Genomic DNA, 20,697 nt, shown 5'->3' with positions numbered 1-20,697 from the left:
GCACGGCGCGTCGCGTCAAGATGCAGGCATCACGGCGAAGAGGAAAGGAGACCGAGATGTTCGGCATTTTCGCAAGAAGCTTCATGACGGCGACCCGGACCGAAGACCGCGCCGACTGGCCCACGCGGCGCGATCTGCCAAAGCTCGGCTGGCTGGAAGAGGACCTGCCGGTCCGGCATTCGGCGGCGGGGCGCCGGGGCTACGACGATTGATCCCGCGGCCGTTGTGCCGCGCCACTGTCACGGGCCACAGGCACCCGTCCCCCGGGGGCGATCCCGGTCGGGGAGGCGCCTGCCGTCAGGGTTGATGGAAAACCGTGAAGGGGCGTCGCGATGCGGCGCCCTTTGCGCTGTCCGTCCGGGACAGGAGACTGCGGGGAAGGGAACTGCGCCGACGCCCCAGGAAACGCGCGAACAGGACAGGGCATCGGCGCATCACGCCCCGGTCCTTGCGGCGGGGTGTATCGCGACCGGGAGGAAGGAGCCCGGTCTTGCCCTTACAGATTGCCCGTTTCGGGCCCGGCCTGCCTTGACCTGTGTCAAACCCGCAGGCGTCGTTTCGGCCCGGTCGCCTGCCGGGGCCCAAGCGCCTGCGACACCTCGTCCGGCAGGTCGATGCCAGAGATCGACCGGTTGCTGGTCACCCGGTTGCGCCCGTTGTTCTTGGAGGCATACAGCGAGATGTCCGCGCATTTCAGCCAGGCATCGGCGCCGCCCAGATCCTCGTCCAGCTCGGCGACGCCGAAACTTGCGGTGATCAGCGGCAGGTCGTCGTGGAATTGCTGTTCGGAGACCTTCTTGCGCAGGCGTTCGGCCATGATCGCGGCACTGTCGGCGCCAGAGCCCGCGAGGATCACGGCAAACTCCTCTCCGCCGACGCGGTAGAGCTTGCGGTTGGGGCCTATGACGCGGCGGGCGCGGCGGGCGATTTCCGTCAGGGCGCGGTCGCCCATGTCGTGGCCGAACTGGTCGTTGATCGACTTGAAGTGATCCACGTCGAAAAGGATCAGGCTGGCGGTCGCGGCGTTGCGCCGGACCTGCGCAAAGGTGTCTTCCAGATGCTGGCGGAACTGGCGGCTGGTGCTGGCGCCGGTCAGCCAGTCCAGCGTGGCGGCGGATTCCAGCGCCTGAACCCGCATCTCCGTCGCCAGCAGCTGCTCGATCCCCGAGGCCAGGAGCGTGATCATCGCCGAATCCTGTCGCGTGAAATGCGGACGGTCCAGCGGGCTGCACAGGCTGAGCGTGCCGAAGGTATGGCCGCCGACCGACAGCTTCTTGCCGATGTAGGACCGCAGCCCGTAGGATAGGAAGGTCGGGTTCTCGCCGATCTCGACGGTATTGGCGAAGTTATGCGGCCCGTCCACCGCCAGCGTGGTGCTGCAGATGCTCTGGCCAAGGTCGAAACGGGTGCCGGGAGAGACCGTCATCAGCGAGGACTTGGCGTGCACGACGCTCATCGTCTGGCCTTCCAGCGCGCAGACCAGCGCCACGGGCATCTTGAAATGGTCGCAGGCCAGCGCGAGGATCGCCTCGATCTTTGTCCGCTCGTCCAGCCGCTGGTCGGTGAGGATCGCGACAAAGCTGTCGCGGGCCAGGTGCTGGCGGTCTTCCTCGGTGGTGTCGCGGCAGATGGCGAAGTGACCGGCAAGCCGCCCGCCGGACCCCGCCCAGGGCCAGCTTGCCATTTCCGTCGCGATGGAGGCGCCGTCCTTGCGCCGCAGACGCATCGGGAACAGGCCGTTGCCCGAGGGCCCGCCGTAGCGCGGCCCGGTCAGGGCGGTGTCGCCCGCGGCGTCGTAAAGCGCATCCTTGTCGCGCCCCGCAAGCTCTGCCAGCGTGTAGCCGGCCAGCTCTTCGAAGGCCCGGTTGCACCACAGGATCCGGCGGTCGGAGTCGGTCAGAACCACCGCGTCGTTGGCATGGTTGCAAAGGCCCGCGCACAGCCTTTCCATGGCGTCTGGCTGGTCGGGCAATCCGTAATCCGAAGAGGTCATGGCGCGCTCTCATCCTGTGGTCCATCGGTGATCGGCCAACAATCTTGAGATTTCGTAAAATTTTCCGCGCAATCGAAAACCCGGGGTAAAATCCTGCTTTGACCGGGCAAGCGGTCCCCGGGGGCGCACATGCAAAGACGCCCCCGCCTTGCGGCGGGGGCGTCATGGGGACTGCGGGGCCGGTCAGGCCTGCCGGGTCATTCCGCTTCGGAAGCCTCGCCGCCGCCAAGGCTGTGGACATAGGTCGCCACGGCGCGGACCTCTGCCTCGGACAGGCGATCCGACCACGCGGGCATCACGCCGTACCGCGCATTCCAGACCGACTCGCGGATGGACGCGAAGTCTCCGCCGTACAGCCAGATCGCGTCGGTCAGGTTCGGGGCGCCCTGATCGCGGTCACCGGTGCCGTCGTCGCCATGGCACGAGGCACAGTTGATCGCGTAGACCTCTGCCCCGGCTTCGGCCCCGGCGGGGTCGAAGGGTTCCTGCCCGGACAGGATCATGACGTGGTTCACGACCTGATCGACCTCTTCGCCGGACAGCAGCTCGTCCCGGCCAAAGGCGGGCATCTGCGAGAACCGCGCGTCCGGGTCGGTCTCGTTGCGGATGCCGTGGCTGATGGTCTCGTGGATCGCCTCGATCGAGCCGCCCCAGAGCCAGTCGTCGTCCAGCAGGTTCGGGTAGCCCGCCGCCCATCCGGCCTGGCTGGACCCCGCCGCGCCAGAGCCGTGGCATTGCGCGCACCACGACCGGTACACGGCGCCCCCGGCGTTGCCCGCATAGCTCAGAAGCTCGGGATCGTCCTGGATCGCGGCCAGGTCGACAGAGGCGAGCTTTTCGTTGATCGGGCCGTTGGCCTCTTCGACGCGGGCGATCTCCTCGGCGACCTCGGCGCGGGTGGAATAGCCCAGCACACCGGCGGTCGCCCCGGTGACCATGGGCCAGGCCGGGTAGGCGATGGTGTAGCCCACGCCCCAGACGATGGTCGCGTAGAAGGTCCAGAGCCACCACTTGGGCAGCGGCTTGTTGTATTCCCTGATGCCGTCCCACTCGTGTCCGGTGGTCTCGTAGTCAAGGTCGTCCTGTTTCTTGTCGCTCATTTCCCGTCCTCCTCACGTGTGGCGGGTCGATCTTCGTGGCGGAAAGGGATGTTGGCCGTGTCCTCGTAGGTCTTTCGGCTTCCGGGCCGGAAGGCCCAGAAGATGATGCCCACGAAGATCAGGAACATGACCAGCAAGCCCCAGCTGTCCGCCAGCTGTCTCAGAAAGCTGTAGTTCTCCATCCTGGCCCCTTACCGGCTGGCGTCGGGCGTGAAGGTCGAGAAATCGACCAGCGTGCCCAGCATTTGCAGGTAGGCGATCAGCGCATCCGCCTCCGAGACACCGGGTGCCCCGTCGAAGTTGCGGATGTTGACCTCTCCGTAGCGGTCCACCAGCCCGTCGTAGTAATCGCTGTCCGGGTCGGCCTGCGCGACAAAGTCCCGCTGCGCCTCGGCGATCATCTCGTCGGTGTAGGGCACGCCGACCATGGCGTTGGTGCGCAGCAGGTCGTCCATGTAGCGCCCGTCGAGCAGCGTTTCCTCGAGGAAGCCGTATTTGGGCATCACCGATTCAGGCACCACCGACTGCGGGTCGCGCAGGTGGTCGACGTGCCACTCGTCCGAGTAGCGGCCGCCCACGCGGGCCAGGTCCGGCCCGGTCCGCTTCGATCCCCACTGGAACGGGTGGTCGTACTTGGATTCGACCGCCAGCGAGTAGTGACCGTAGCGTTCGACCTCGTCGCGCATCGGACGGATCATCTGGCTGTGGCAGACGTAGCAGCCCTCGCGCAGGTAGATCTCGCGGCCCGCCAGTTCCAGCGGCGTGTAGGGGCGCATGCCCTCGACGTCCTCGATGGTGTTCTCGAGGTAGAAGAGCGGCACGATCTGCACCAGCCCGCCGATGGTCACGGTCAGGAAGGCCAGAACCGCCAGAAGCGTGACGTTCCGCTCCAGCTTCGAGTGGTGCTTGAAGACCCACGACTGGTGCGGCAGCTCGTTGGGGACGCCGTCGCCCAGCTGGTCGACCTTGGGGTCCTTGGCGGGATCGGTGATTTTCGGGTTATCAGCCATGTCCGGTCCTCCTTATTCGGCCGGGGTGGCATGGGCGGTCGCGGCGCCGGCCTCGAGGGCCGGGGCGCGTTTCACCGTCATCCACAGGTTGTAGCACATGATCAGGCCGCCGGCGACGTAGAGCACCCCGCCCAGGGCGCGCACCACATACATCGGGAACTTGGCGCTGACCGTGTCGGCGAAGCTGTTCACGAGGAAGCCATTGGCATCCACCTCGCGCCACATCAGGCCTTCCATGATGCCGGTCACCCACATGGATGCCGCGTAGAAGATGATGCCGATGGTGGCGAGCCAGAAGTGCCAGGACACCATGGCCTGCGAGTAGAGGCCCTGACGGTTCCACAGCTTGGGCGTCAGGAAGTAGAGGCAGGCAAAGGTGATCATGCCGTTCCAGCCAAGCGCGCCGGAATGCACGTGGCCGATCGTCCAGTCGGTGTAATGCGACAGCGAGTTGACCGCGCGGATCGACATCATCGGGCCTTCGAAGGTCGACATGCCGTAGAAGCCGAGCGAGATCACGAACATCCGCAGCACCGGGTCGGTACGCAGCTTGTCCCATGCGCCGGACAGCGTCATCAGGCCGTTGATCATGCCACCCCAGGACGGCATCCACAGGATGATCGAGAACACCATGCCCAGTGTCGCGGCCCAGTCGGGCAGGGCGGTATAGTGCAGGTGGTGCGGACCGGCCCAGATATACAGGAAGATCAGCGCCCAGAAGTGGATGATCGACAGCTTGTAGCTGTACACCGGACGACCGGCCTGTTTCGGGATGAAGTAGTACATCATGCCCAGGAAGCCGGCGGTCAGGAAGAAGCCCACGGCGTTATGGCCGTACCACCACTGCACCATGGCGTCCTGCACGCCCGAGAAGACCTGCACGGATTTCGACCCCCAGATCGAGACCGGAATGGCGAGGTTGTTGAACACGTGCAGCATGGCGACGGTCAGGATGAAGGCGAGGTAGAACCAGTTGGCCACGTAGATATGCGGCTCTTTGCGCTTCACGATGGTGCCGACGAAGACGGCGAGATAGGCGACCCAGATGATGGTCAGCCACCAGTCGACGTACCATTCCGGCTCGGCGTATTCCTTGGCGTGGGTCGAGCCCAGCAGGTAGCCGGTTGCCGCCAGCACGATGAAGATCTGGTAGCCCCAGAAGACGAACCACGCGAGGTTGCCGCCCCAGAGCCGCGCCGCGCTGGTGCGCTGGACCACGTAGAACGAGGTACAGATCAGCGCGTTGCCACCAAAGGCGAAGATCACCGCCGAGGTGTGCAGCGGCCGCAGGCGCCCGAAGTTGGCATAGCCCTCGGCCCAGTCGAAATTGAGCGCCGGAAAGGCCAGCTGGGCGGCGATGAACGTACCGGCGAGAAAACCCACCACGCCCCAGAAGGCGGTGGCGATGACGCCGTAGCGGATCACCCCGTCCATGTATTCGTTCTGATTGGCCGGCAGGGGCGCCGGTTCATCCGTGTTGCGCAGGACCCAGACGAACATCCCTGCGGAGATCAGCAGGATGATGATCGCATGGACCATGTAAGCAACATCGCGTGCATAGTTGGCCGCGATCATCGCGAATATCGCGATCAGGCCAAGCACGATGAGCTTGAGATAATTCAACATGTTTCGTCCCTTCGTCTGTCCCACACGGAATCGCTGCCGCACAGGCAATCTTTGACTGGTGCCGTTACTGCGCTGTCGGCATCAACAAAGCCTTGATCTGCATCAAGCAATGGGGCCCTGCGTTTTGACACGCGTCAAGGTGGCATCCGCGCCGGGCGGATAGCCTATCTGTATCGACAACCTGGAGGTGTGTCATGACATACAAGACCGTACTGACCGCGCTGACCGACACCAGTCTGCTGAACAGCACCCTAGCCCAGTCCGCAGCTTTTGCCCAAGGCCACGACGCGCATCTCGAGGTAATCTGCCTCGGCGTCGACCGGACCCAGACCGGCTATTATTATGCCGGTGCCAACGCCATGGTGCTTCAGGAAACCCTGAGCCGCGCGAATGCCGAGGCGGAAGAACTGGCGGGCCTTGCAAAGGAGCGGTTGCAGCGCGAGGAACTGCGCTGGGCGGTGGATCACCGCGTTGCGCAGCTTGCCGATATCGGGCGCCAAATCGCCGCGCATGCGCGGTTCGCCGACCTCGTGGTGCTGCCGCAGCCCTACGGCAAGGAGCGCGGCATAGAGCTGGAGCCGGTGACGGAGGGCGCGCTGTTCGAGGGGCAGGTGCCGGTGATGATCGTGCCCGATGGCGTCACGGTGAAGCCGCAGCCCGAGCGCGTGGTGATCGCGTGGAACGAAAGCCGCGAGGCGATGCGCGCGGTGCGCGCCGCGCTGCCGCTGCTGACGCAGGCCAAGGCGGTGCATGTGGTCGTCATCGACCCGCCGCAGCACGGGCCGACCCGCTCCGACCCCGGTGGCCTGCTGTCGCAGTTCCTTGCCCGGCACGGGGTTCGGCCCAAGGTCGACGTGCTGTCCAAGACCATGCCGAGCGTCGCGGATGTGCTGCTGCGCCATGTCACGGATGTCGATGCGGATCTGGTGGTCATGGGGGCCTATGGCCATTCGCGGTTCCGCGAGGCGATCCTTGGCGGCGCCACCCGCTCGATGCTGGAGCAGACGCAGGTGTCGGTGCTGATGGCGCACTGACGCGCCCGGACCCCGGGCGCAGGGCGGGGCATCCTGCCGCGGCCCGGGTAGCTGCGAAACGGCCCTGTCGCCGGGCAGGGCGCGCGACAGGCCGGGTGCCAGGGATCCGGCCCTCAGGCGAGGGAGAGCAGAGCCCTCGCCAGCGTCTCGGCGTCGATCCCGTTCCCCGCAAGATCGGCGTCAAGCGCATTATGGGTGTCGCGCCAGACCGGCAGGGCCGCGATCAGCAGCTCCTGCCCCGCGCGGGTCAGATGCAGCCGCCGCCCGCGCCTGTCGTCGGGGTCGGGGCTGGTCTCGGCCAGTCCGCGCCGCTCCAGCACCTTCAGCGCCGCGGTCAGCGTCGTGCGGTCCATGGCTAGGAAGGGCGCAAGCTCCGAGATGCGCGGCGCCTCTGGCCGGTTTATCGCCATCAGGATAGAGAACTGCCCGTTCGACAGGCCAAAGGGCTTCAGCGCCGCATCGAAGCGCCGCGCCAGGGCCCGCGCCGCGCGTTGCGCCCGGAAACACAGGCAGCGGTCGCGCACCTCGAGGGTGGCGGAAATCGGCAGGTCGGGGTGCATGTCGGGATTCATGTTGATATCAACTTATTTCCGATGCAGGCTCGGGGCAACACATGGGAAAGGGAGTGTGTCATCATGTCCTACGTACAGGGTTTCGTCGCTGCCGTGCCAGAGGCCAACAAGCAGGCCTATATCGACAGCGCCGAAGCGGCCTGGCCGCTGTTCGAGGAATACGGCGCGCTGGCCCATTGGGAGTGCTGGGAAGAGGATGTGCCCGAGGGCGAGGTGACCTCTTTCCCGATGGCGGTCAAGCGCGAGCCCGGTGAGAAGATCGTCTTTGCCTGGGTGGTCTGGCGGGACAAGGCGGCGGTCGATGCCTGCCATGCCAGCATGTCGACGGACAAACGGTGGGAGAGGCTGTCGATGCCCTTCGACGGCAAGCGCATGATCTTTGGCGGGTTCTCTCCGGTCTTCATGGCGGAATCCTGAGATCTGCGGGGCAGGGGATGCCCCTCCCTGCCACCGCGGCATCGAGAACAGCATGACGGGGCGCCGCTGGGGGCAGGGGCCTGCACCGGGGCAGGGCCGCCCGGCGGGGCGCGCTCAGGGCCGATCGGGCAGGGCGATCCGGCCTTCGCTGACCGGAACGGCGCTGCCCGCGACGCGCACCTGCGCAATCGCGCCCGCCGTGACCACCACGGTCAGGCCGATGCGCGAGGGGCGCCCCATCTCGACGCCCTGCTGCAAGGCGATGCGCGTTTCGCCCTCGGGCAGGGCGCCGCTGGCCAGAAGCTGCGCCGCGAGGATGGCCGAGGCAGAGCCGGTCGCCGGGTCTTCGGGGATGCCCGCGGTCGGAGAGAACATGCGCGCCCGGTAGCCCTCCCCCTGCGGGGTATAAAGATAGGCGCTGTCCACACCGGCGGCCTGCAGGGCGTCGGACCATGCCGGTTCCTGCGGGCGGGCCATGGCCAGCGCGTCCGGATCGGCGACGGGGATGTACAGGAAGGCGGGGCCGCCCTGCCACAGCCCCGGCACATGGTCGCCAAAGCCGACCTGTTCCGGCGTCAGACCGCAGGCGCGCGCAAGCGCCGCCGGTTCGGGAACCGCGCCCGCCGCCGGGGCATGGGGCAGCACGGGTGCGACAAATTCCGCCTGCACCGATCCATCCCGGCGCCAGACCCGCACCGGCACCAGCCCGGCCTGCTCTTCCAGCGTCACCTCGGTTTCGAAATCGCCCTCGGGCGCGGCACGGGTGGCAAGGAAGATGGCGCAGCCGATGGTCGGATGCCCGGCAAAGGGGATTTCGGCCGTGGGAAAGAAGATGCGCACCTTGGCGCTATGGCCCGGGTCGTCCGGGGGCTGCACGAAGATGGTCTCGGACAGGTTGAACTCGCGTGCCAGCACCTGCATCCGCGCCGGGTCCAGCCCGTCCGCCTGATCGACGATGGCCAGCGGATTGCCCGCGAAGCGCGTGTCGGTGAAGACGTCCCATGTCTGGAAGGGCAGGCGGTCAGGCAAAGACACCGCCGTCCGCGTCGTCGCCGGCCTCTTCCAGCAGCAGGGACATGTCCGGCACCGTGACGTGGCGCTTTCCCTGCAACACGATCACGCCGTCCCGCTTCAGCGCCGAGATCTGACGGCTGACGGTCTCCAGTGTCAGGCCGAGGTAATCGGCCATGGCTTCGCGCGTCAGCGGCAGGTCGAAGGCCAGCGGCCCCTCGGTGCCGCGCTGGTTCAGCGTGGCATCGCGCCGCGCGATGATCGACAGCAACGAGGCGATCTTCTCGCGCGCGGTCTTGCGGCCCAGCACCAGCATCCATTCCCGCGCCGCATCCAGTTCGTCCAGCGTCATCTCCAGCAGGCGCTGCGCGATGTGCGGCGTCTTCTGCATCATGTCTTCGAAGGGCGTCTTGCGGAAACAGCACATCACCAGATCGGTGGTCGCGACGACATCATAGGCGGCGGTCCCGCGGCCCGGGCGTCCGACGAAATCCGAGGGCAGCAAGAGGCCCACCATCTGCCTGCGCCCGTCCTCCATCGTCTGGGTCAGGGTGGCGATGCCGGACACCACCGACCCCACGAACTCCATCCGGTCGCCGGACCAGATCACCGTCTGCCCGGCCTCGAACTTGCGGTAATACTTAATCTCTTCCAGGCGCTCGAGCTCGTTGGTCTCGCAGCGCGCACAAACGGCGCGATGCCGGATCGGGCAGCTTTCGCAATCCTGGTGCGCGGCAAGATCTCGTTCGTTCAGCATGGCTCAAACCCCCGTTTGATCTGCGTCAAGGCAACCCGTCCGGGATGTCCTGTAACCCTACCCGTATGGATACACGAACACAACTCGGGCGCCTTGGTCTCTTCGATGCCAAAGTGCCGCGCTATACCTCTTATCCGACTGCCCCTCATTTTGCCGGAAACGTTGATCCGGGCCGATTTTGTCAATGGATTCAGGCGCTTCCAGAGGGCGGTGAGATTTCGCTGTATATCCATGTGCCGTTCTGCCGCAGGCTGTGCTGGTTCTGCGCCTGCCGCACGCAGGGGACTGCGACACTGTCGCCCGTGGAAAGCTACGTCGCCACGCTGGAGGCCGAGCTGGCGCTGCTGAAGCGGCACCTGCCGAAGGGCATCCGCCTGTCGCGTCTGCACTGGGGCGGCGGCACGCCGACGCTGCTGACACCCGAGCTGATGCGGCGGCTGATCGCGGCCATCGCCGAGGTGGCGGATTTTGCGCCCGATGCCGAGTTCTCGGTCGAGATCGACCCGAACGAGATCGACGAGGCGCGGCTGGACGTGCTGGCCGAGGGCGGCATGAACCGGGCCTCCATCGGGGTGCAGGATTTCGACCCGGACATCCAGGCGACGATCGGGCGCGAGCAGAGCTTCGAGATCACCCGGCGCGCGGTCGACATGATCCGCGCGCGCGGCGTTCACAGCCTGAACGCCGATATCCTCTTCGGCCTGCCGCACCAGACCCGGGCGCGCATCACCGAGACCGTGCAGAAGCTTCTGTCCTTCGCGCCCGACCGCGTGGCGCTTTACGGCTACGCCCATGTGCCGTGGATGGCCAAGCGCCAGCAGATGATCCCCTCGGATGCGCTGCCCACGCCGGAGGAACGGCTCGACCTCTTCGAAACGGCGCGGCGGCTGTTTGTCTGGGACGGCTACGCCGAGATTGGCATCGACCACTTTGCCGCGCCCGGGGACGGGCTGGCCGTGGCGCAGAAGACCGGCAAGCTGCGGCGCAACTTCCAGGGTTATACCGACGACACCGCCGCCGCGCTGATCGGCCTCGGCGCCTCGTCGATCTCGCGCTTTCCGCAGGGTTTCGCACAGAACGCATCGGCGACCTCGGCCCATGTCGCGGCGATCCGCGAGGGGCGTTTCTCGACCGCGCGGGGCCATGTCTTCACCGACGAGGACCGCCTGCGCGGCCGCCTGATCGAGGCGCTGATGTGCGATTTCCGCATCGACGCGGCCGAGATCCTGCGCGATTTCAGCCTGTCGCGGGATGCGCTCTTTGCCATGCTTCATCAGGCAGAGGCGGCCTTCAAGGGACAGGTGCAGGTCACCGGGGAGGGGCTTTTCGTTCCCGTGAAGGCGCGGCCCCTGACACGGATGATCGCGCGCAGTTTCGACGCCTACGATCTCAGCAAGGCCGGGCATTCCTCGGCCATCTGATATCGCAACCTGATCCCGGGGAGGGAGCGAGGGGGTTGAGAGGGGGCGGGTGGGCCGCCCTCTCTCAGCGCGCCTTGTCCAGCGCGGCGGCCAGCAGCGTCTGCGTATACTCGGTGCGTGGCGTATCGAAGACCTCGGCGGCCGCGCCGTATTCAACCACGTCGCCCTGCTTCATCACGATGACCTTGTGGGACATGGCGCGCACGACCTTCAGGTCGTGGCTGATGAAGAGGTAGGCAAGGTCGTACTTGCGCTGAAGGTCGCGCAGAAGCTCCACGATCTGCACCTGCACCGTCATGTCCAGCGCGCTGGTCGGTTCGTCCAGCACCACCAGCCGGGGCCGCAGCACCATGGCGCGCGCGATGGCGATGCGCTGGCGCTGCCCGCCGCTGAATTCATGCGGGTAGCGGTGCATGGTGGCGGGGTTCAGCCCGACCTCTGTCATGACCTCGGCCACATGTTCGCGGTGCGGGCGGTTGTCCGGCGCGCCGTGCACCTGCATCCCTTCGGCGATGATCTGCTCGCAGGTCATGCGCGGGCTGAGCGAGCCGTAGGGGTCCTGAAAGACGATCTGCATCTCGGAGCGCAGGCGCCGCAATTCGCGGGTGGACCACTTGCGGACATCCTCGCCGCGATAGGTGATGCCGCCCTCCGATCCGATCAGCCGCATGATCGCCAGCGCCAGCGTGGTCTTGCCGGACCCGCTTTCGCCGACGATGCCCACCGTCTCGCCCGCGCGGACGGCGATAGAGGCCTCGTTGACCGCCTTGACGTAGCCCACCGTGCGCTTCATCAGCCCGCGCTGGATCGGGAACCAGATCTTCAGCTTGTCGGTGCGGGCGATTTCCTCGGCGTCCGGTTCGACCGGGTCGGGGGTGCCGGTGCTTTCGGCGGAGAGCAGCTTGATGGTGTAGGGGTGCTGCGGGTTGTCGAAGATCTCTTTCGTCGGGCCCTGCTCGACGATCTCGCCATCCTTCATCACGCAGACCCGGTCGGCGATCCGCCGGACGATGCCAAGGTCGTGGGTGATGAACAGCAGGGAAAGGTTCTCGGACTGTTTCAGTTCCGCCAGCAGTTCGAGGATCTGCGCCTGGATCGTCACGTCCAAGGCCGTCGTGGGTTCGTCCGCGATCAGCAGGTCCGGGCCATTGGCCAGCGCCATGGCGATCATCACCCGCTGCCGCTGCCCGCCCGACAACTGGTGCGGATAGGCCGACAGGCGGCTTTCCGGGTCGCGGATGCCGACGCGGGTCAGCAGTTCGACGATCCGCTTGCGCGCTTCGTCGCCCTTCAGCCCCCGGTGCAGTTCGAGGCTTTCGGCGATCTGCTTTTCCAGCGTGTGCAGCGGGTTCAGCGAGGTCATCGGTTCCTGGAAGATGAAGCTGATGTCGTTGCCGCGCACGGCGCGCAGGCGCGCGTCATCGGCGCCGATCATCTCTTGCCCCTCGTAGAGCACCGAGCCCTCGACATGCGCCGACTCGCCCAGCAGCGATACCGTCGACAGCGCCGTGACCGACTTGCCAGAACCGCTTTCGCCGACAAGCGCCACGGTCTCGCCCCGGCCCACGTCAAAGCTGACGCCCTTGACCGCCTGCGTGGTTGCGCCGTCCTGCGTGAAGCTGACACGCAGGTTGTTCACCTGAAGGACGGCGCTCATGAGAAGGTCTTTCTGGGGTCGAAGGCATCCCGAACACCTTCGAAGATGAAGACGAGCAGGGACAGCATCACGGCGAAGACCGTGAAAGAGGTGAAGGCCAGCCAGGGCGCCTGCAGGTTCTGTTTCGCCTGAAGCGTCAGTTCCCCCAGCGAGGGCGCGTCGGAGGGCAGGCCGTAGCCGAGGTAGTCCAGCGTCGCCAGCCCGCCGATGGTGCCGGTGATGATGAAGGGCAGGAAGGTCAGCGTGGCCACCATGGCGTTGGGCAGCATGTGGCGGAACATGATTGTCCAGTTCGACACGCCAAGCGCTTTTGCCGCGCGGACGTATTCAAGGTTGCGTGCGCGCAGGAATTCCGCGCGGACCACGCCGACAAGGCCGGTCCAGCCGAAGACCACGGCCAATATGACCAGAAGCCAGAAACTTCGCCCGAAGATCGCGAACATGATGATGATGATGTAAAGGCCGGGCGTCGCGCTCCAGATCTCGATGAAGCGCTGGAAGATCAGGTCCAGCCAGCCGCCGAAATAGCCCTGCAGCGCGCCCGCGATGATGCCCAGTACCGAGGCGGCGGTGGTCACGATCAGCGTGTAGAGGATCGACAGGCGGAAGCCGTAGATGATCCGCGCCATCACGTCGCGCTTGGTGTCGTCGGTGCCCAGCAGGTTGTCGCCGCGCTGTGCCGCGGGCAGCAGGCCGTAGTGAAAGCCGCCCTCATGCGCGCCGAAGGATACCACGTTGGGCGGCAGCGGCGCCGCGCCGGGGCGTTCGACCGGCGTCTTGTAGCTGTAGGGGATCAGCGGCCAGAGCATCCAGCCCTTCTGGAAATCGTCGCTGACGACGGTGCCCTGATCGGCCTGCACGATCAGCCCCTCGGGGTCGTCGAAACAGTCCTCTAGTCCGCCGGTGACGATCAGGCACTGCACCTCTGGGTCGCGGTACTGCGCCTCGGTGCGGAAGTCGCCGCCGAAGGTCGTCTCGGGGTAGAAGTTGAAGATCGGCATGTAGGTTTCGCCGCGATAGCTGACGACGATGGGTTTGTCGTTGGCAATGAACTCGGCGAAGAGCGACAGCCCGAAGAGGAACGAGAAGATCCACAGCGACCACAGCGCGCGGCGGTTCTTCTTGAAGTTCCGCCAGCGCCGCTGGTTCAGCGGCGACAGGCCAAAGCGCCCGCGCGGCGGCTTGGGCGCCACGGTGGTGCCGGGCAGGGGCTCCGCCGCTGTGGGGTGGTCCTCGGGGGTCGGCAGGTTGGGATCGGTGCTCATGTCATCCCTCCCGCTTTTCGAAGTCGATCCGGGGGTCGACCAGCACGTACATCAGGTCCGAGATGATCCCCATCAGCAGGCCGATCAGGCCGAAGGCGAAGAGCGTGCCGAAGATCACCGGATAATCCCGCGCCACCGCCGCCTCGAACCCGAGCCGGCCCAGCCCGTCGAGCGAGAAGATCGTCTCGATGATGATCGAGCCGCCGAAGAAGACGCCGATGAAGACGCCCGGCAGGCCCGCGATCACGATCAGCATGGCGTTGCGGAAGACGTGGCCATACAGCACGCCGCGCTCCGACAGGCCCTTGGCGCGGGCGGTCATCACGTATTGCTTCTTGATCTCGTCGAGGAAGCTGTTCTTGGTCAGCAGCGTCAGCGTGGCAAAGGCCGCGATGGTCGAGGCCAGGACCGGCAGCGCGATGTGCCAGAAGTAGTCGGCGATCTTGGCGAAGAAGCCCAGTTGATGCCAGTTGTCCGAGGTCAGCCCCCGAAGCGGGAAGATCTGCCAGTAGCTGCCGCCCGCGAAGAGCACCAGCAGCAGGATGGCAAAGAGGAAGCCGGGGATCGAATAGGCGGCGATGATCAGTCCCGAGGTCCACGAGTCGAAGGCCGAACCGTCCTTGACCGCCTTGCGGATGCCCAGCGGGATCGAGACCATGTAGGCGATCAGCGTCGACCACAGCCCAAGCGAGATCGAGACCGGCATCTTCTCCAGCACCAGATCGACCACCGAGATCGAGCGGAAGTAGCTCTCGCCGAAGTCGAAGCGCATGTATTTCCACATCATGTTCAGAAAGCGTTCGAGCGGCGGCTTGTCGAAGCCGAATTCTTTCTCGAGCTCTTCGATGAACTCCGGCGGCAGGCCGCGCGCCCCGGCATAGCCGGAGTCGCTGTCGCCGGGCAGCTCGGCCCCGCCGCCACCGCCGGTGAACCCGCCGGTGACATCGCCCTGGCCTTCGACCTGGGCGATGATCTGTTCGATGGGGCCGCCGGGCACGAATTGCACCAGCGTGAAGTTGACGATCATGATCCCCAGCAGCGTGGGGATGATCAGCAGCAGTCTGCGAAGGATGTAGGCGCCCATGTCAGTCGATCTGACCCGCGTCCCGCAGTGCCTGTTCCTTCTCGGGGTTGACCCACCAGAACGACAGGTAGCCAAGGTCGTAGGGCGGCAGGGTCTCGGGGTATTCGTACATGTCGTAATAGGCCACCCAGTAGTCCGCGATATAGCCGGTGGGGATCACGAAGAACTCGTGCCGCATGGCCCGGTCCAGCGCCTTGAGGGCCACATCCGTCTCGTCCTGGCTTTGCGCCTCGAAAGAGGCGGCGATGATCGCATCCACCAGCGGGCTGGCAAGACCGGCGGGGTTGAAGAGGCTGAAGGCAGCCTCTTTCGAGCCGTACATCTGGCTGAGACCGCCGCCCGTCGACAGGAAGGTCGAGTAGCGGGTGGAATAGAGCATGTCGTAATCGCGGTCGCGGCGGCGGTTGGTGTATTGCGCCGGATCGACCTTTTCGACCGAGGCCGCGACACCGATCTGCTGGAGGTTCTGCACGAAGGTCTCATGCATGCCCTCGACAGAGGATTCGATGTTCGACGGGATCAGGAAGGTCAGCGTCAGTCTTTGCCCGGCCGCGTTGCGGCGGATGCCGTCCGCGCCCACGTCCCAGCCTGCATCGCTGAGCAACCGCGAGGCCTTGCGCAGGTTGCCCCGGTCCCCCAGCCGCGCGGCGTCCGAGCTGTGGCTCTGGCGGGCCGGCTCCGAAAAGATTTCGTCGGGGACAACCTCACCGAGGCCCTGCAGGAAGGCCAGTTCCTCGCCCTCGGGGACACCCTCGGCGGTGATATGCGTGCCTTCCACGAAGGAAGACCGCTGCGTGTACAGTCCGAACAGCAGCGACTCGTTTGTCCATTCGAAGTTGAAGGCCAGCGCGATCGCCTCGCGCACACGCTTGTCCTGCAGCTTTTCCTTGCCCAGGTTGAAGACGAAGCCGGTCGGGTTCGGCGGGCTGCCGTCCGGGATTTCCTCTTTGACGACAACGCCCTGGTCGATCTTCGGAAAGCTGTAGGCGGTGGCCCATTGCTTCGGGTCGCCTTCTACGGTGAAATAGTATTCACCCGCCTTGAAGGCCTCGAAGGCGGCGGTCTGGTCCGAGAAATACTCGATCCGGATCTGGTCGTAGTTGTAGCGGCCCCTGTTGAAGGGCAGGTCCTTGCCCCAGTAGTCGTCGCGCCGCACATAGGTGATGCGCCGGTTGATCTCGTAGCTGTCCAGCTTGTAGGGGCCGGAGCCCACCGCAACCTCAAGCCGGGGCGCGTCCAGCCGCCGGTTCTCGCGGTCTTCCTCGAACCAGACCTTGCTGAACACCGGCGCCGCGCCGACAGTCTCGATCCGCGACCGCTTGGACATCTCGGGATTGAAGGTGAACTTGACGGTGTAATCGTCCAGCGCCTCGGCGCCGGTGACCATCTCTGACACCGCGGCGGCGTAAGAGGGCAGGCCCTCGGTGATGAACAGCTTGTGGCTGTAGACCACGTCATGCGCGGTCACCGGCTCGCCGGTCCAGAAGGTCGCGTCCTCGCGCAGGTGAAAGATCACCCAGTCGCGGCTTTCGGGATACTCCAGCGAGGTGCAGAGGATGCAGTAATACTCGCCCACCGCGTCCTCGGTTGACTCGATCAGGCTGTCGTATTGCACCGTGGTCAGCGCGCCGGCGCGCCCCTTGACCGTATAGGGGTTGAGGCTGTCGAAGGTGCCCGTGCCCGCCACGACCAGCGCGCCGCCCTTCGGCGCATCCGGGTTCACGAAGTCGAAATGCTGGTAATCCGCCGGATATTTCAGCTCGCCGAAGTAGGAATAGCCATGCGCCTGGGTGACCTCTTCGTCCTGCGCGAAGGCCGCGCCCGCCAGCAGGGCCGCCCCGATCAGCAGCGCCCCGCCCATCCAGGGGCGCAGGTCGGGCCGCTGCCGGGCCAGGGTCTGCGCGCGTGCGGTCGGGCGGGCCGGGGGGCTGCTCTGTCGGATGGTCATCGGCGTCTCCCTTTTGGGCGAACGGCGCGTGGCGCCACGTCCATGTCACGTATTTTTGGTTGATTTTAAGCTAAGTGCAGCCCTTGACCACATTCAAGGTGAGATTGCGAGCACGGCCCTATGAAATGAGCGTGATCGCGCCCCGCATAAAGCAAAAAGGGCCGCCCCCGAATGGGAGCGGCCCCTGTTTCCTGACCTGCGCCGGTCTCAGCCGCCGATGCTCTGGATATAGGCGATGACGTTGGCGCGATCCTCGACCTTGGGCAGGCCGTTGAAGCTCATGGTGGTGCCAGAGGCGGTGCCGCGCGGATCGGCGAGGAAGGCGTTCAGGTTCTCCGGCGACCAGCTGTCGCCGACCTGCTGAAGCGCGCCCGAATAGCCGAAGCCGTCGACCGAGCCGATGGCGCGGTTCACGACGCCGTCGAGATGCGGGCCGGTGGCATTGGTGCCGTCCAGCTTGTGGCAGGCCTTGCACTTGCCGAAGACGCGTTCGCCCGCGCCGGCATCGGCGGCGGCGAAGATCTCTTCGAAGGGAACTTCTTCCTCGGGCTCTGCACCGCCCTCGGCCACCTCGATGACATAGGCAGAGGCATGCTCTTCGCCGTGACCGTCCGAGCCCACGTGATACAGCTCTTCGGCCGCCCACTTGCTCATGAGGTAGATCAGGAAGGTGCCGCAGACGCCGCCTACGATCTTGGTGGTGGTCATGGTGTCAAACATGAAGGGGCCCTGTTCGCTGTATAGCTACTGTCGGGCGGGTATCTACGGCTTTCCTTCGCCTGTCGCAAGGTATAGAAGCCGCGACCAATCGCCCGACCGGGCCGGAACGACAGGAAAGACGCCATGGCCGAGAGGATCGCCTTCCAGGGAGAGCTGGGCTCCTATTCGCATCAGGCCTGCGTGGAATCCCGCCCCGGCTCGGATGTGCTGCCCTGCCGCTCCTTCGAGGACGGGATCCGCGCGGTGCGCGAGGGCCGGGCCGACCTTGCCATGCTGCCGGTGGAAAACACCACCTACGGGCGCGTCGCGGATATTCACCGCCTGCTGCCGGAAAGCGGCTTGCGGATCGTGGGCGAGGCCTTCGTGCGCGTGCATATCAGCCTGATGGCGCTGCCCGGGGTGCAGATCGAGGAACTGCGCAAGGTGCGCGCCCACCCGGTGCTGATTCCGCAGGCCCGGGCCTTCCTCGACCAATACGGCATCCGGGGCGAGGCCGCCGCCGACAGCGCCGGGGCCGCCGCGGAACTCGCCGCCTCGGGCGCCCGCGATCAGGGCGTGCTGGCGTCCGACCTCGCGGCAGAGATCCACGGGCTGCACCTGCTGGCCCGCCACATCGAGGACCACGCCCACAACACCACGCGCTTCCTGCTGATGGCGCCAGAGCCGAACTTCGCAAAGCGCGGCGACCACGGCATGATGACGACCTTCGTCTTTCAGGTGCGCAACATTCCGGCGGCGCTCTACAAGGCGATGGGCGGTTTCGCCACCAATGGCGTCAACATGACCAAGCTCGAAAGCTACATGGTCGGCGGGTCCTTCACCGCCACGCAGTTCTACGCCGACATCGAGGGCCACCCCGAGGACCCCGCCGTGGCCCGCGCGCTGGAAGAACTCGACTACTTCACCGACATGCTGGACATCCTCGGCGTCTACCCGCGCGACCCGCGCCGGGACTGATCCCGCCCCCCAAGGCGCCCGGCGGCGCCTGATGGCACGGCCCGACCGCATCGGGCCTGCCTGCGCCAGCGGGCGGCGCGACCGGCCAGGGTCAGACCCCTCCCGCTCTTCTCTGGTCCACCAAATACCCTCGGGGGGCCGAAGGCGGGGGCAGAGCCCCCTCCGCGCCTAGATCAGAAGCCCGGCGGCGCCTTCGTGCCGCAACAGCCAGACTTTCGTCTCCACCCCCATACCGCCCGAGAATCCGCCCAGCCCGGTTGCGCCAAGGACGCGGTGACAGGGAATCAGAAGCGGGATCGGGTTTCCGCCGCAGCCGCGTCCCACCGCCTGCGCCGGTTTGCCGAGCCGCGCGGCAATCTCGCCGTAGGTCCGCGTCTCGCCATGGGGAATCGCCGCGATCTCGGCGCAGACGCGGCGCTGAAACGGCCCCGCCACCACCCGCAGCGGCAGGTCGAAGCGGGTCCGCGCGCCCTCGAAGTACGCGGTGATCTGTGCCTCGGCCTCGGCCAGCAGGGGGCTTTCCGCGCGCGCGTCGCCCCCCTGCCATGTCGCCCGCGTGATGGCGCCATCTTCCTCGACGATCTCGAAGGGCCCGGTGGGCGTGTCGATGGTGCGGGCGGGCATGAGATCCTCCTGTGGACGCTGGGGCCGGGCGCCCCGATCCTCCGGTCGTCGCCCCGGCCCACCCTACTGTGCCACAGCGGGCGGGGCCTTGTCGCGGGCGCGGTCAGGACTTGCTGCGCGGGCGGGGGGCAGGGGCCAGAGAGACGGGCCGGGCGAAAGCGGGGGTGACCGATGGCAGGGCGGGCGGCGGTCAGTGTCCGGCCTTTCGGCAGGCTCCGCAACCGGTGTCATGCGGGAAATCTTTTGCAACCGCCCGCGGCCTCGGGCTATGCACCGGCGAGTATTCCGACCAGAGGGCCCCCACGCATGGATACCGAAGAACTGACCCGCCTGACGACCTCGCCCTCGCGGCGCGTGATCGGGGTGGGGGCGCTGGCCGGGCTGAGCGGGCTGTTTCTGTACATGGCCTTCGCCATGCCGCCCGCGGACCTCCTCTGGCAGGCTTTCCTTGTCGGCTGTGGCGTGGCCAGCCTGGCGCTGGGGCATCTGATGTGGAAAAGCACGGCCCATGCGCTGATCCTGACGGAGAAGGGGCTGATCGACAGCGACGGCACCGAGGTCGCGCTGATCGCGGATATCGACAAGGTCGATCGCGGCACCTTTGCCCTGAAGCCGTCGAACGGCTTCGTGATCCTGCTCAAGACGCCGGGGCGGCGGGTCTGGCGCCCGGGGCTGTGGTGGCGGCTGGGGCGCCGCGTGGCAATCGGCGGCGTCACCGCCGCCTCGCAGACCAAGCCGCTGGCCGATATCCTGACGATGAAGGTGCTGGAGCGCGACGGCAAGGCGCCGCGCTGAACCGCCGGTCCCGGTCGCGGGGCCGCGAAGCCCCCGCCGCGCTTGCGGGACGGGGCCTGTCGCCCTGCCGGCGGGCGTCGGAGTGACCGCGCCGGGGGCGTTCCGAACCCCTTGCCTCAGGCGCTTTCCTCCGCGCCGCTTGCCCAGACCAGCTGGGGCGCATAGCGCGGCGCGGTGAAGGAATAGGTCTTGATCGTGAAGTCCCCAAGGCCGACCTGGAAGACGGGCACATATGCGTCCCATGTTTCCACGAGGATCAGCTGGGCCGCATCGCTGACGACCGGCAGGCGCTCGGCGTAACCGGTCAGGTCTGCCGTGCCCAATGCCGAACCGCCGCCGCGTGCCTCGGACCATTGAACCCGCCAGCTGTCGCTGTCCGCGCGGTATTGCACCACGCTCACCCGCATCGAGGTATCCGGCTCCGCGGCCTTGTTCAGCAGCTTGAGCAGGTTGAACGCGCTGTCGATGTAGCTGTCGTCGACCGGGTCGGTCTGGCGCGAGAGCATGTCGCCGATGGTGTAATTGGCCTTCTGGTTGACGCTTTGCTGGCGGAAGACGTCGAAGTAGACCCAGCCGACGCCAAACAGCCAGAGCAGGGCGGGCAGGACGATCATCGCCTCGACGGTCACGTAACCGCGGGTGTCCTTGCCGAAGGCACGCAGCCGCGCGCGGGGAAGCAGGGGAAGCAGGCGCTTGAACATGGGGG

The 20,697-nt window shown here is 66.4% G+C and carries 21 protein-coding genes; 6 read left to right on the top strand and 15 right to left on the bottom strand.

All coding sequences use genetic code 11. The features are described 5' to 3' along the window. Nucleotides 1-56 precede the first annotated feature (56 nt). Nucleotides 57-212: a hypothetical protein gene (locus ACN5KJ_RS07390; protein WP_347165574.1), complete on the top strand. Its 156-nt coding sequence runs from the start codon at nucleotides 57-59 to the stop codon at nucleotides 210-212. A 326-nt stretch (nucleotides 213-538) separates the two neighbouring features. On the opposite strand, the gene ACN5KJ_RS07385 is transcribed toward ACN5KJ_RS07390, so the two are convergent. The 5 genes from ACN5KJ_RS07385 to ccoN all read right to left on the bottom strand — a co-directional run bounded on the left by ACN5KJ_RS07385 (nucleotide 539) and on the right by ccoN (nucleotide 5,729). Further along, nucleotides 539-1,993, bottom strand: coding sequence for a diguanylate cyclase (locus tag ACN5KJ_RS07385; protein WP_418593014.1), 1,455 nt, complete (start codon nucleotides 1,991-1,993; stop codon nucleotides 539-541). A 197-nt stretch (nucleotides 1,994-2,190) separates the two neighbouring features. Continuing rightward, nucleotides 2,191-3,093 (bottom strand): cytochrome-c oxidase, cbb3-type subunit III, encoded by a 903-nt coding sequence (gene ccoP / locus ACN5KJ_RS07380; protein ID WP_418593012.1) that lies wholly within the window; start codon nucleotides 3,091-3,093, stop codon nucleotides 2,191-2,193. Then, nucleotides 3,090-3,275 (bottom strand): cbb3-type cytochrome oxidase subunit 3, encoded by a 186-nt coding sequence (locus tag ACN5KJ_RS07375; RefSeq protein ID WP_418593011.1) that lies wholly within the window; start codon nucleotides 3,273-3,275, stop codon nucleotides 3,090-3,092. The genes ccoP and ACN5KJ_RS07375 overlap by 4 nt, the downstream gene beginning before the upstream one ends. Before the next feature lie 9 nt (nucleotides 3,276-3,284). Beyond that, nucleotides 3,285-4,103: a cytochrome-c oxidase, cbb3-type subunit II gene (ccoO, locus tag ACN5KJ_RS07370; protein ID WP_418593009.1), complete on the bottom strand. Its 819-nt coding sequence runs from the start codon at nucleotides 4,101-4,103 to the stop codon at nucleotides 3,285-3,287. Nucleotides 4,104-4,115: 12 nt separating this feature from the next. Then, complete coding sequence (gene ccoN, locus ACN5KJ_RS07365; protein ID WP_229245723.1) at nucleotides 4,116-5,729, bottom strand: cytochrome-c oxidase, cbb3-type subunit I; 1,614 nt, start codon at nucleotides 5,727-5,729, stop codon at nucleotides 4,116-4,118. A gap of 194 nt (nucleotides 5,730-5,923) precedes the next feature. Between ccoN and ACN5KJ_RS07360 the strand changes: the two genes are divergently transcribed. Continuing rightward, nucleotides 5,924-6,763, top strand: coding sequence for a universal stress protein (locus ACN5KJ_RS07360; RefSeq protein ID WP_418593007.1), 840 nt, complete (start codon nucleotides 5,924-5,926; stop codon nucleotides 6,761-6,763). 113 nt (nucleotides 6,764-6,876) lie between these two features. Here ACN5KJ_RS07360 and ACN5KJ_RS07355 read toward each other — a convergent pair whose 3' ends face one another. After that, nucleotides 6,877-7,335 (bottom strand): MarR family winged helix-turn-helix transcriptional regulator, encoded by a 459-nt coding sequence (locus ACN5KJ_RS07355; RefSeq protein ID WP_418593005.1) that lies wholly within the window; start codon nucleotides 7,333-7,335, stop codon nucleotides 6,877-6,879. A 63-nt stretch (nucleotides 7,336-7,398) separates the two neighbouring features. Here ACN5KJ_RS07355 and ACN5KJ_RS07350 point away from each other — a divergent pair, with 63 nt between their 5' ends. Then, nucleotides 7,399-7,752 carry a DUF1428 domain-containing protein gene (locus ACN5KJ_RS07350; RefSeq protein ID WP_347165569.1) on the top strand — a complete coding sequence of 118 codons (354 nt, stop codon included), beginning with the start codon at nucleotides 7,399-7,401 and terminating at the stop codon, nucleotides 7,750-7,752. A gap of 114 nt (nucleotides 7,753-7,866) precedes the next feature. Here ACN5KJ_RS07350 and ACN5KJ_RS07345 read toward each other — a convergent pair whose 3' ends face one another. Together ACN5KJ_RS07345 and fnrL are read right to left on the bottom strand one after the other, a co-directional pair. Then, nucleotides 7,867-8,787, bottom strand: a complete 921-nt coding sequence (locus tag ACN5KJ_RS07345) for a PhzF family phenazine biosynthesis protein (RefSeq protein ID WP_418593003.1) — start codon at nucleotides 8,785-8,787, stop codon at nucleotides 7,867-7,869. Next, on the bottom strand, nucleotides 8,774-9,520 hold the full coding sequence (fnrL, locus tag ACN5KJ_RS07340) for a transcriptional regulator FnrL (RefSeq protein ID WP_347165567.1): 747 nt from the start codon (nucleotides 9,518-9,520) through the stop codon (nucleotides 8,774-8,776). Before fnrL ends, ACN5KJ_RS07345 begins: the two co-directional genes overlap by 14 nt. A 65-nt stretch (nucleotides 9,521-9,585) precedes the next feature. Here fnrL and hemN point away from each other — a divergent pair, with 65 nt between their 5' ends. Further along, nucleotides 9,586-10,941 (top strand): oxygen-independent coproporphyrinogen III oxidase, encoded by a 1,356-nt coding sequence (hemN, locus tag ACN5KJ_RS07335; RefSeq protein ID WP_418593002.1) that lies wholly within the window; start codon nucleotides 9,586-9,588, stop codon nucleotides 10,939-10,941. 64 nt (nucleotides 10,942-11,005) lie between these two features. Here the strand turns inward: hemN and ACN5KJ_RS07330 are convergent, their stop codons facing one another. The 5 genes from ACN5KJ_RS07330 to ACN5KJ_RS07310 all read right to left on the bottom strand — a co-directional run bounded on the left by ACN5KJ_RS07330 (nucleotide 11,006) and on the right by ACN5KJ_RS07310 (nucleotide 17,615). Beyond that, nucleotides 11,006-12,598: an ABC transporter ATP-binding protein gene (locus ACN5KJ_RS07330; RefSeq protein ID WP_418593001.1), complete on the bottom strand. Its 1,593-nt coding sequence runs from the start codon at nucleotides 12,596-12,598 to the stop codon at nucleotides 11,006-11,008. Then, on the bottom strand, nucleotides 12,595-13,863 hold the full coding sequence (locus ACN5KJ_RS07325) for an ABC transporter permease (protein WP_418593000.1): 1,269 nt from the start codon (nucleotides 13,861-13,863) through the stop codon (nucleotides 12,595-12,597). Before ACN5KJ_RS07325 ends, ACN5KJ_RS07330 begins: the two co-directional genes overlap by 4 nt. A gap of 1 nt (nucleotide 13,864) precedes the next feature. Further along, nucleotides 13,865-14,947 (bottom strand): microcin C ABC transporter permease YejB, encoded by a 1,083-nt coding sequence (locus tag ACN5KJ_RS07320; protein WP_418592998.1) that lies wholly within the window; start codon nucleotides 14,945-14,947, stop codon nucleotides 13,865-13,867. A gap of 1 nt (nucleotide 14,948) precedes the next feature. Continuing rightward, entirely contained in the window at nucleotides 14,949-16,895 is a 1,947-nt protein-coding gene (locus ACN5KJ_RS07315; protein WP_418592996.1) for an extracellular solute-binding protein, read from the bottom strand. Between the two features lie 207 nt (nucleotides 16,896-17,102). Beyond that, on the bottom strand, nucleotides 17,103-17,615 hold the full coding sequence (locus tag ACN5KJ_RS07310) for a c-type cytochrome (RefSeq protein WP_418592995.1): 513 nt from the start codon (nucleotides 17,613-17,615) through the stop codon (nucleotides 17,103-17,105). Nucleotides 17,616-17,738: 123 nt separating this feature from the next. On the opposite strand from ACN5KJ_RS07310, the gene ACN5KJ_RS07305 reads away from it, so the two are divergent. Continuing rightward, nucleotides 17,739-18,572: a prephenate dehydratase gene (locus tag ACN5KJ_RS07305; protein WP_418592994.1), complete on the top strand. Its 834-nt coding sequence runs from the start codon at nucleotides 17,739-17,741 to the stop codon at nucleotides 18,570-18,572. A gap of 168 nt (nucleotides 18,573-18,740) precedes the next feature. On the opposite strand, the gene ACN5KJ_RS07300 is transcribed toward ACN5KJ_RS07305, so the two are convergent. Then, nucleotides 18,741-19,196, bottom strand: coding sequence for a methylated-DNA--[protein]-cysteine S-methyltransferase (locus tag ACN5KJ_RS07300; RefSeq protein ID WP_418592993.1), 456 nt, complete (start codon nucleotides 19,194-19,196; stop codon nucleotides 18,741-18,743). 306 nt (nucleotides 19,197-19,502) lie between these two features. Between ACN5KJ_RS07300 and ACN5KJ_RS07295 the strand changes: the two genes are divergently transcribed. Beyond that, the gene (locus tag ACN5KJ_RS07295) at nucleotides 19,503-19,991 is read left to right on the top strand and encodes a hypothetical protein (RefSeq protein ID WP_418592991.1); all 489 of its coding nucleotides are present in this window, start codon (nucleotides 19,503-19,505) and stop codon (nucleotides 19,989-19,991) included. Nucleotides 19,992-20,107: 116 nt separating this feature from the next. Here ACN5KJ_RS07295 and ACN5KJ_RS07290 read toward each other — a convergent pair whose 3' ends face one another. After that, entirely contained in the window at nucleotides 20,108-20,692 is a 585-nt protein-coding gene (locus tag ACN5KJ_RS07290) for a TadE/TadG family type IV pilus assembly protein (protein WP_418592989.1), read from the bottom strand. Nucleotides 20,693-20,697: the final 5 nt, after the last annotated feature.

This window comes from Ponticoccus sp. (in: a-proteobacteria) (genome assembly GCF_048381735.1).
This window is presented reverse-complemented; position numbering and strand designations above follow the sequence as displayed.

What these genes read in the sequence shown, in the direction of transcription:
- ACN5KJ_RS07390 (WP_347165574.1), top strand. Translation starts at nt 57, where the DNA reads ATGTTCGGCATTTTCGCAAGAAGCTTCATGACGGCGACCCGGACCGAA.
- ACN5KJ_RS07385 (WP_418593014.1), bottom strand. Translation starts at nt 1,993, where the DNA reads ATGACCTCTTCGGATTACGGATTGCCCGACCAGCCAGACGCCATGGAA.
- ccoP (WP_418593012.1), bottom strand. Translation starts at nt 3,093, where the DNA reads ATGAGCGACAAGAAACAGGACGACCTTGACTACGAGACCACCGGACAC.
- ACN5KJ_RS07375 (WP_418593011.1), bottom strand. Translation starts at nt 3,275, where the DNA reads ATGGAGAACTACAGCTTTCTGAGACAGCTGGCGGACAGCTGGGGCTTG.
- ccoO (WP_418593009.1), bottom strand. Translation starts at nt 4,103, where the DNA reads ATGGCTGATAACCCGAAAATCACCGATCCCGCCAAGGACCCCAAGGTC.
- ccoN (WP_229245723.1), bottom strand. Translation starts at nt 5,729, where the DNA reads ATGTTGAATTATCTCAAGCTCATCGTGCTTGGCCTGATCGCGATATTC.
- ACN5KJ_RS07360 (WP_418593007.1), top strand. Translation starts at nt 5,924, where the DNA reads ATGACATACAAGACCGTACTGACCGCGCTGACCGACACCAGTCTGCTG.
- ACN5KJ_RS07355 (WP_418593005.1), bottom strand. Translation starts at nt 7,335, where the DNA reads ATGAATCCCGACATGCACCCCGACCTGCCGATTTCCGCCACCCTCGAG.
- ACN5KJ_RS07350 (WP_347165569.1), top strand. Translation starts at nt 7,399, where the DNA reads ATGTCCTACGTACAGGGTTTCGTCGCTGCCGTGCCAGAGGCCAACAAG.
- fnrL (WP_347165567.1), bottom strand. Translation starts at nt 9,520, where the DNA reads ATGCTGAACGAACGAGATCTTGCCGCGCACCAGGATTGCGAAAGCTGC.
- hemN (WP_418593002.1), top strand. Translation starts at nt 9,586, where the DNA reads ATGGATACACGAACACAACTCGGGCGCCTTGGTCTCTTCGATGCCAAA.
- ACN5KJ_RS07330 (WP_418593001.1), bottom strand. Translation starts at nt 12,598, where the DNA reads ATGAGCGCCGTCCTTCAGGTGAACAACCTGCGTGTCAGCTTCACGCAG.
- ACN5KJ_RS07325 (WP_418593000.1), bottom strand. Translation starts at nt 13,863, where the DNA reads ATGAGCACCGATCCCAACCTGCCGACCCCCGAGGACCACCCCACAGCG.
- ACN5KJ_RS07320 (WP_418592998.1), bottom strand. Translation starts at nt 14,947, where the DNA reads ATGGGCGCCTACATCCTTCGCAGACTGCTGCTGATCATCCCCACGCTG.
- ACN5KJ_RS07315 (WP_418592996.1), bottom strand. Translation starts at nt 16,895, where the DNA reads ATGACCATCCGACAGAGCAGCCCCCCGGCCCGCCCGACCGCACGCGCG.
- ACN5KJ_RS07310 (WP_418592995.1), bottom strand. Translation starts at nt 17,615, where the DNA reads ATGTTTGACACCATGACCACCACCAAGATCGTAGGCGGCGTCTGCGGC.
- ACN5KJ_RS07305 (WP_418592994.1), top strand. Translation starts at nt 17,739, where the DNA reads ATGGCCGAGAGGATCGCCTTCCAGGGAGAGCTGGGCTCCTATTCGCAT.
- ACN5KJ_RS07300 (WP_418592993.1), bottom strand. Translation starts at nt 19,196, where the DNA reads ATGCCCGCCCGCACCATCGACACGCCCACCGGGCCCTTCGAGATCGTC.
- ACN5KJ_RS07295 (WP_418592991.1), top strand. Translation starts at nt 19,503, where the DNA reads ATGGATACCGAAGAACTGACCCGCCTGACGACCTCGCCCTCGCGGCGC.
- ACN5KJ_RS07290 (WP_418592989.1), bottom strand. Translation starts at nt 20,692, where the DNA reads ATGTTCAAGCGCCTGCTTCCCCTGCTTCCCCGCGCGCGGCTGCGTGCC.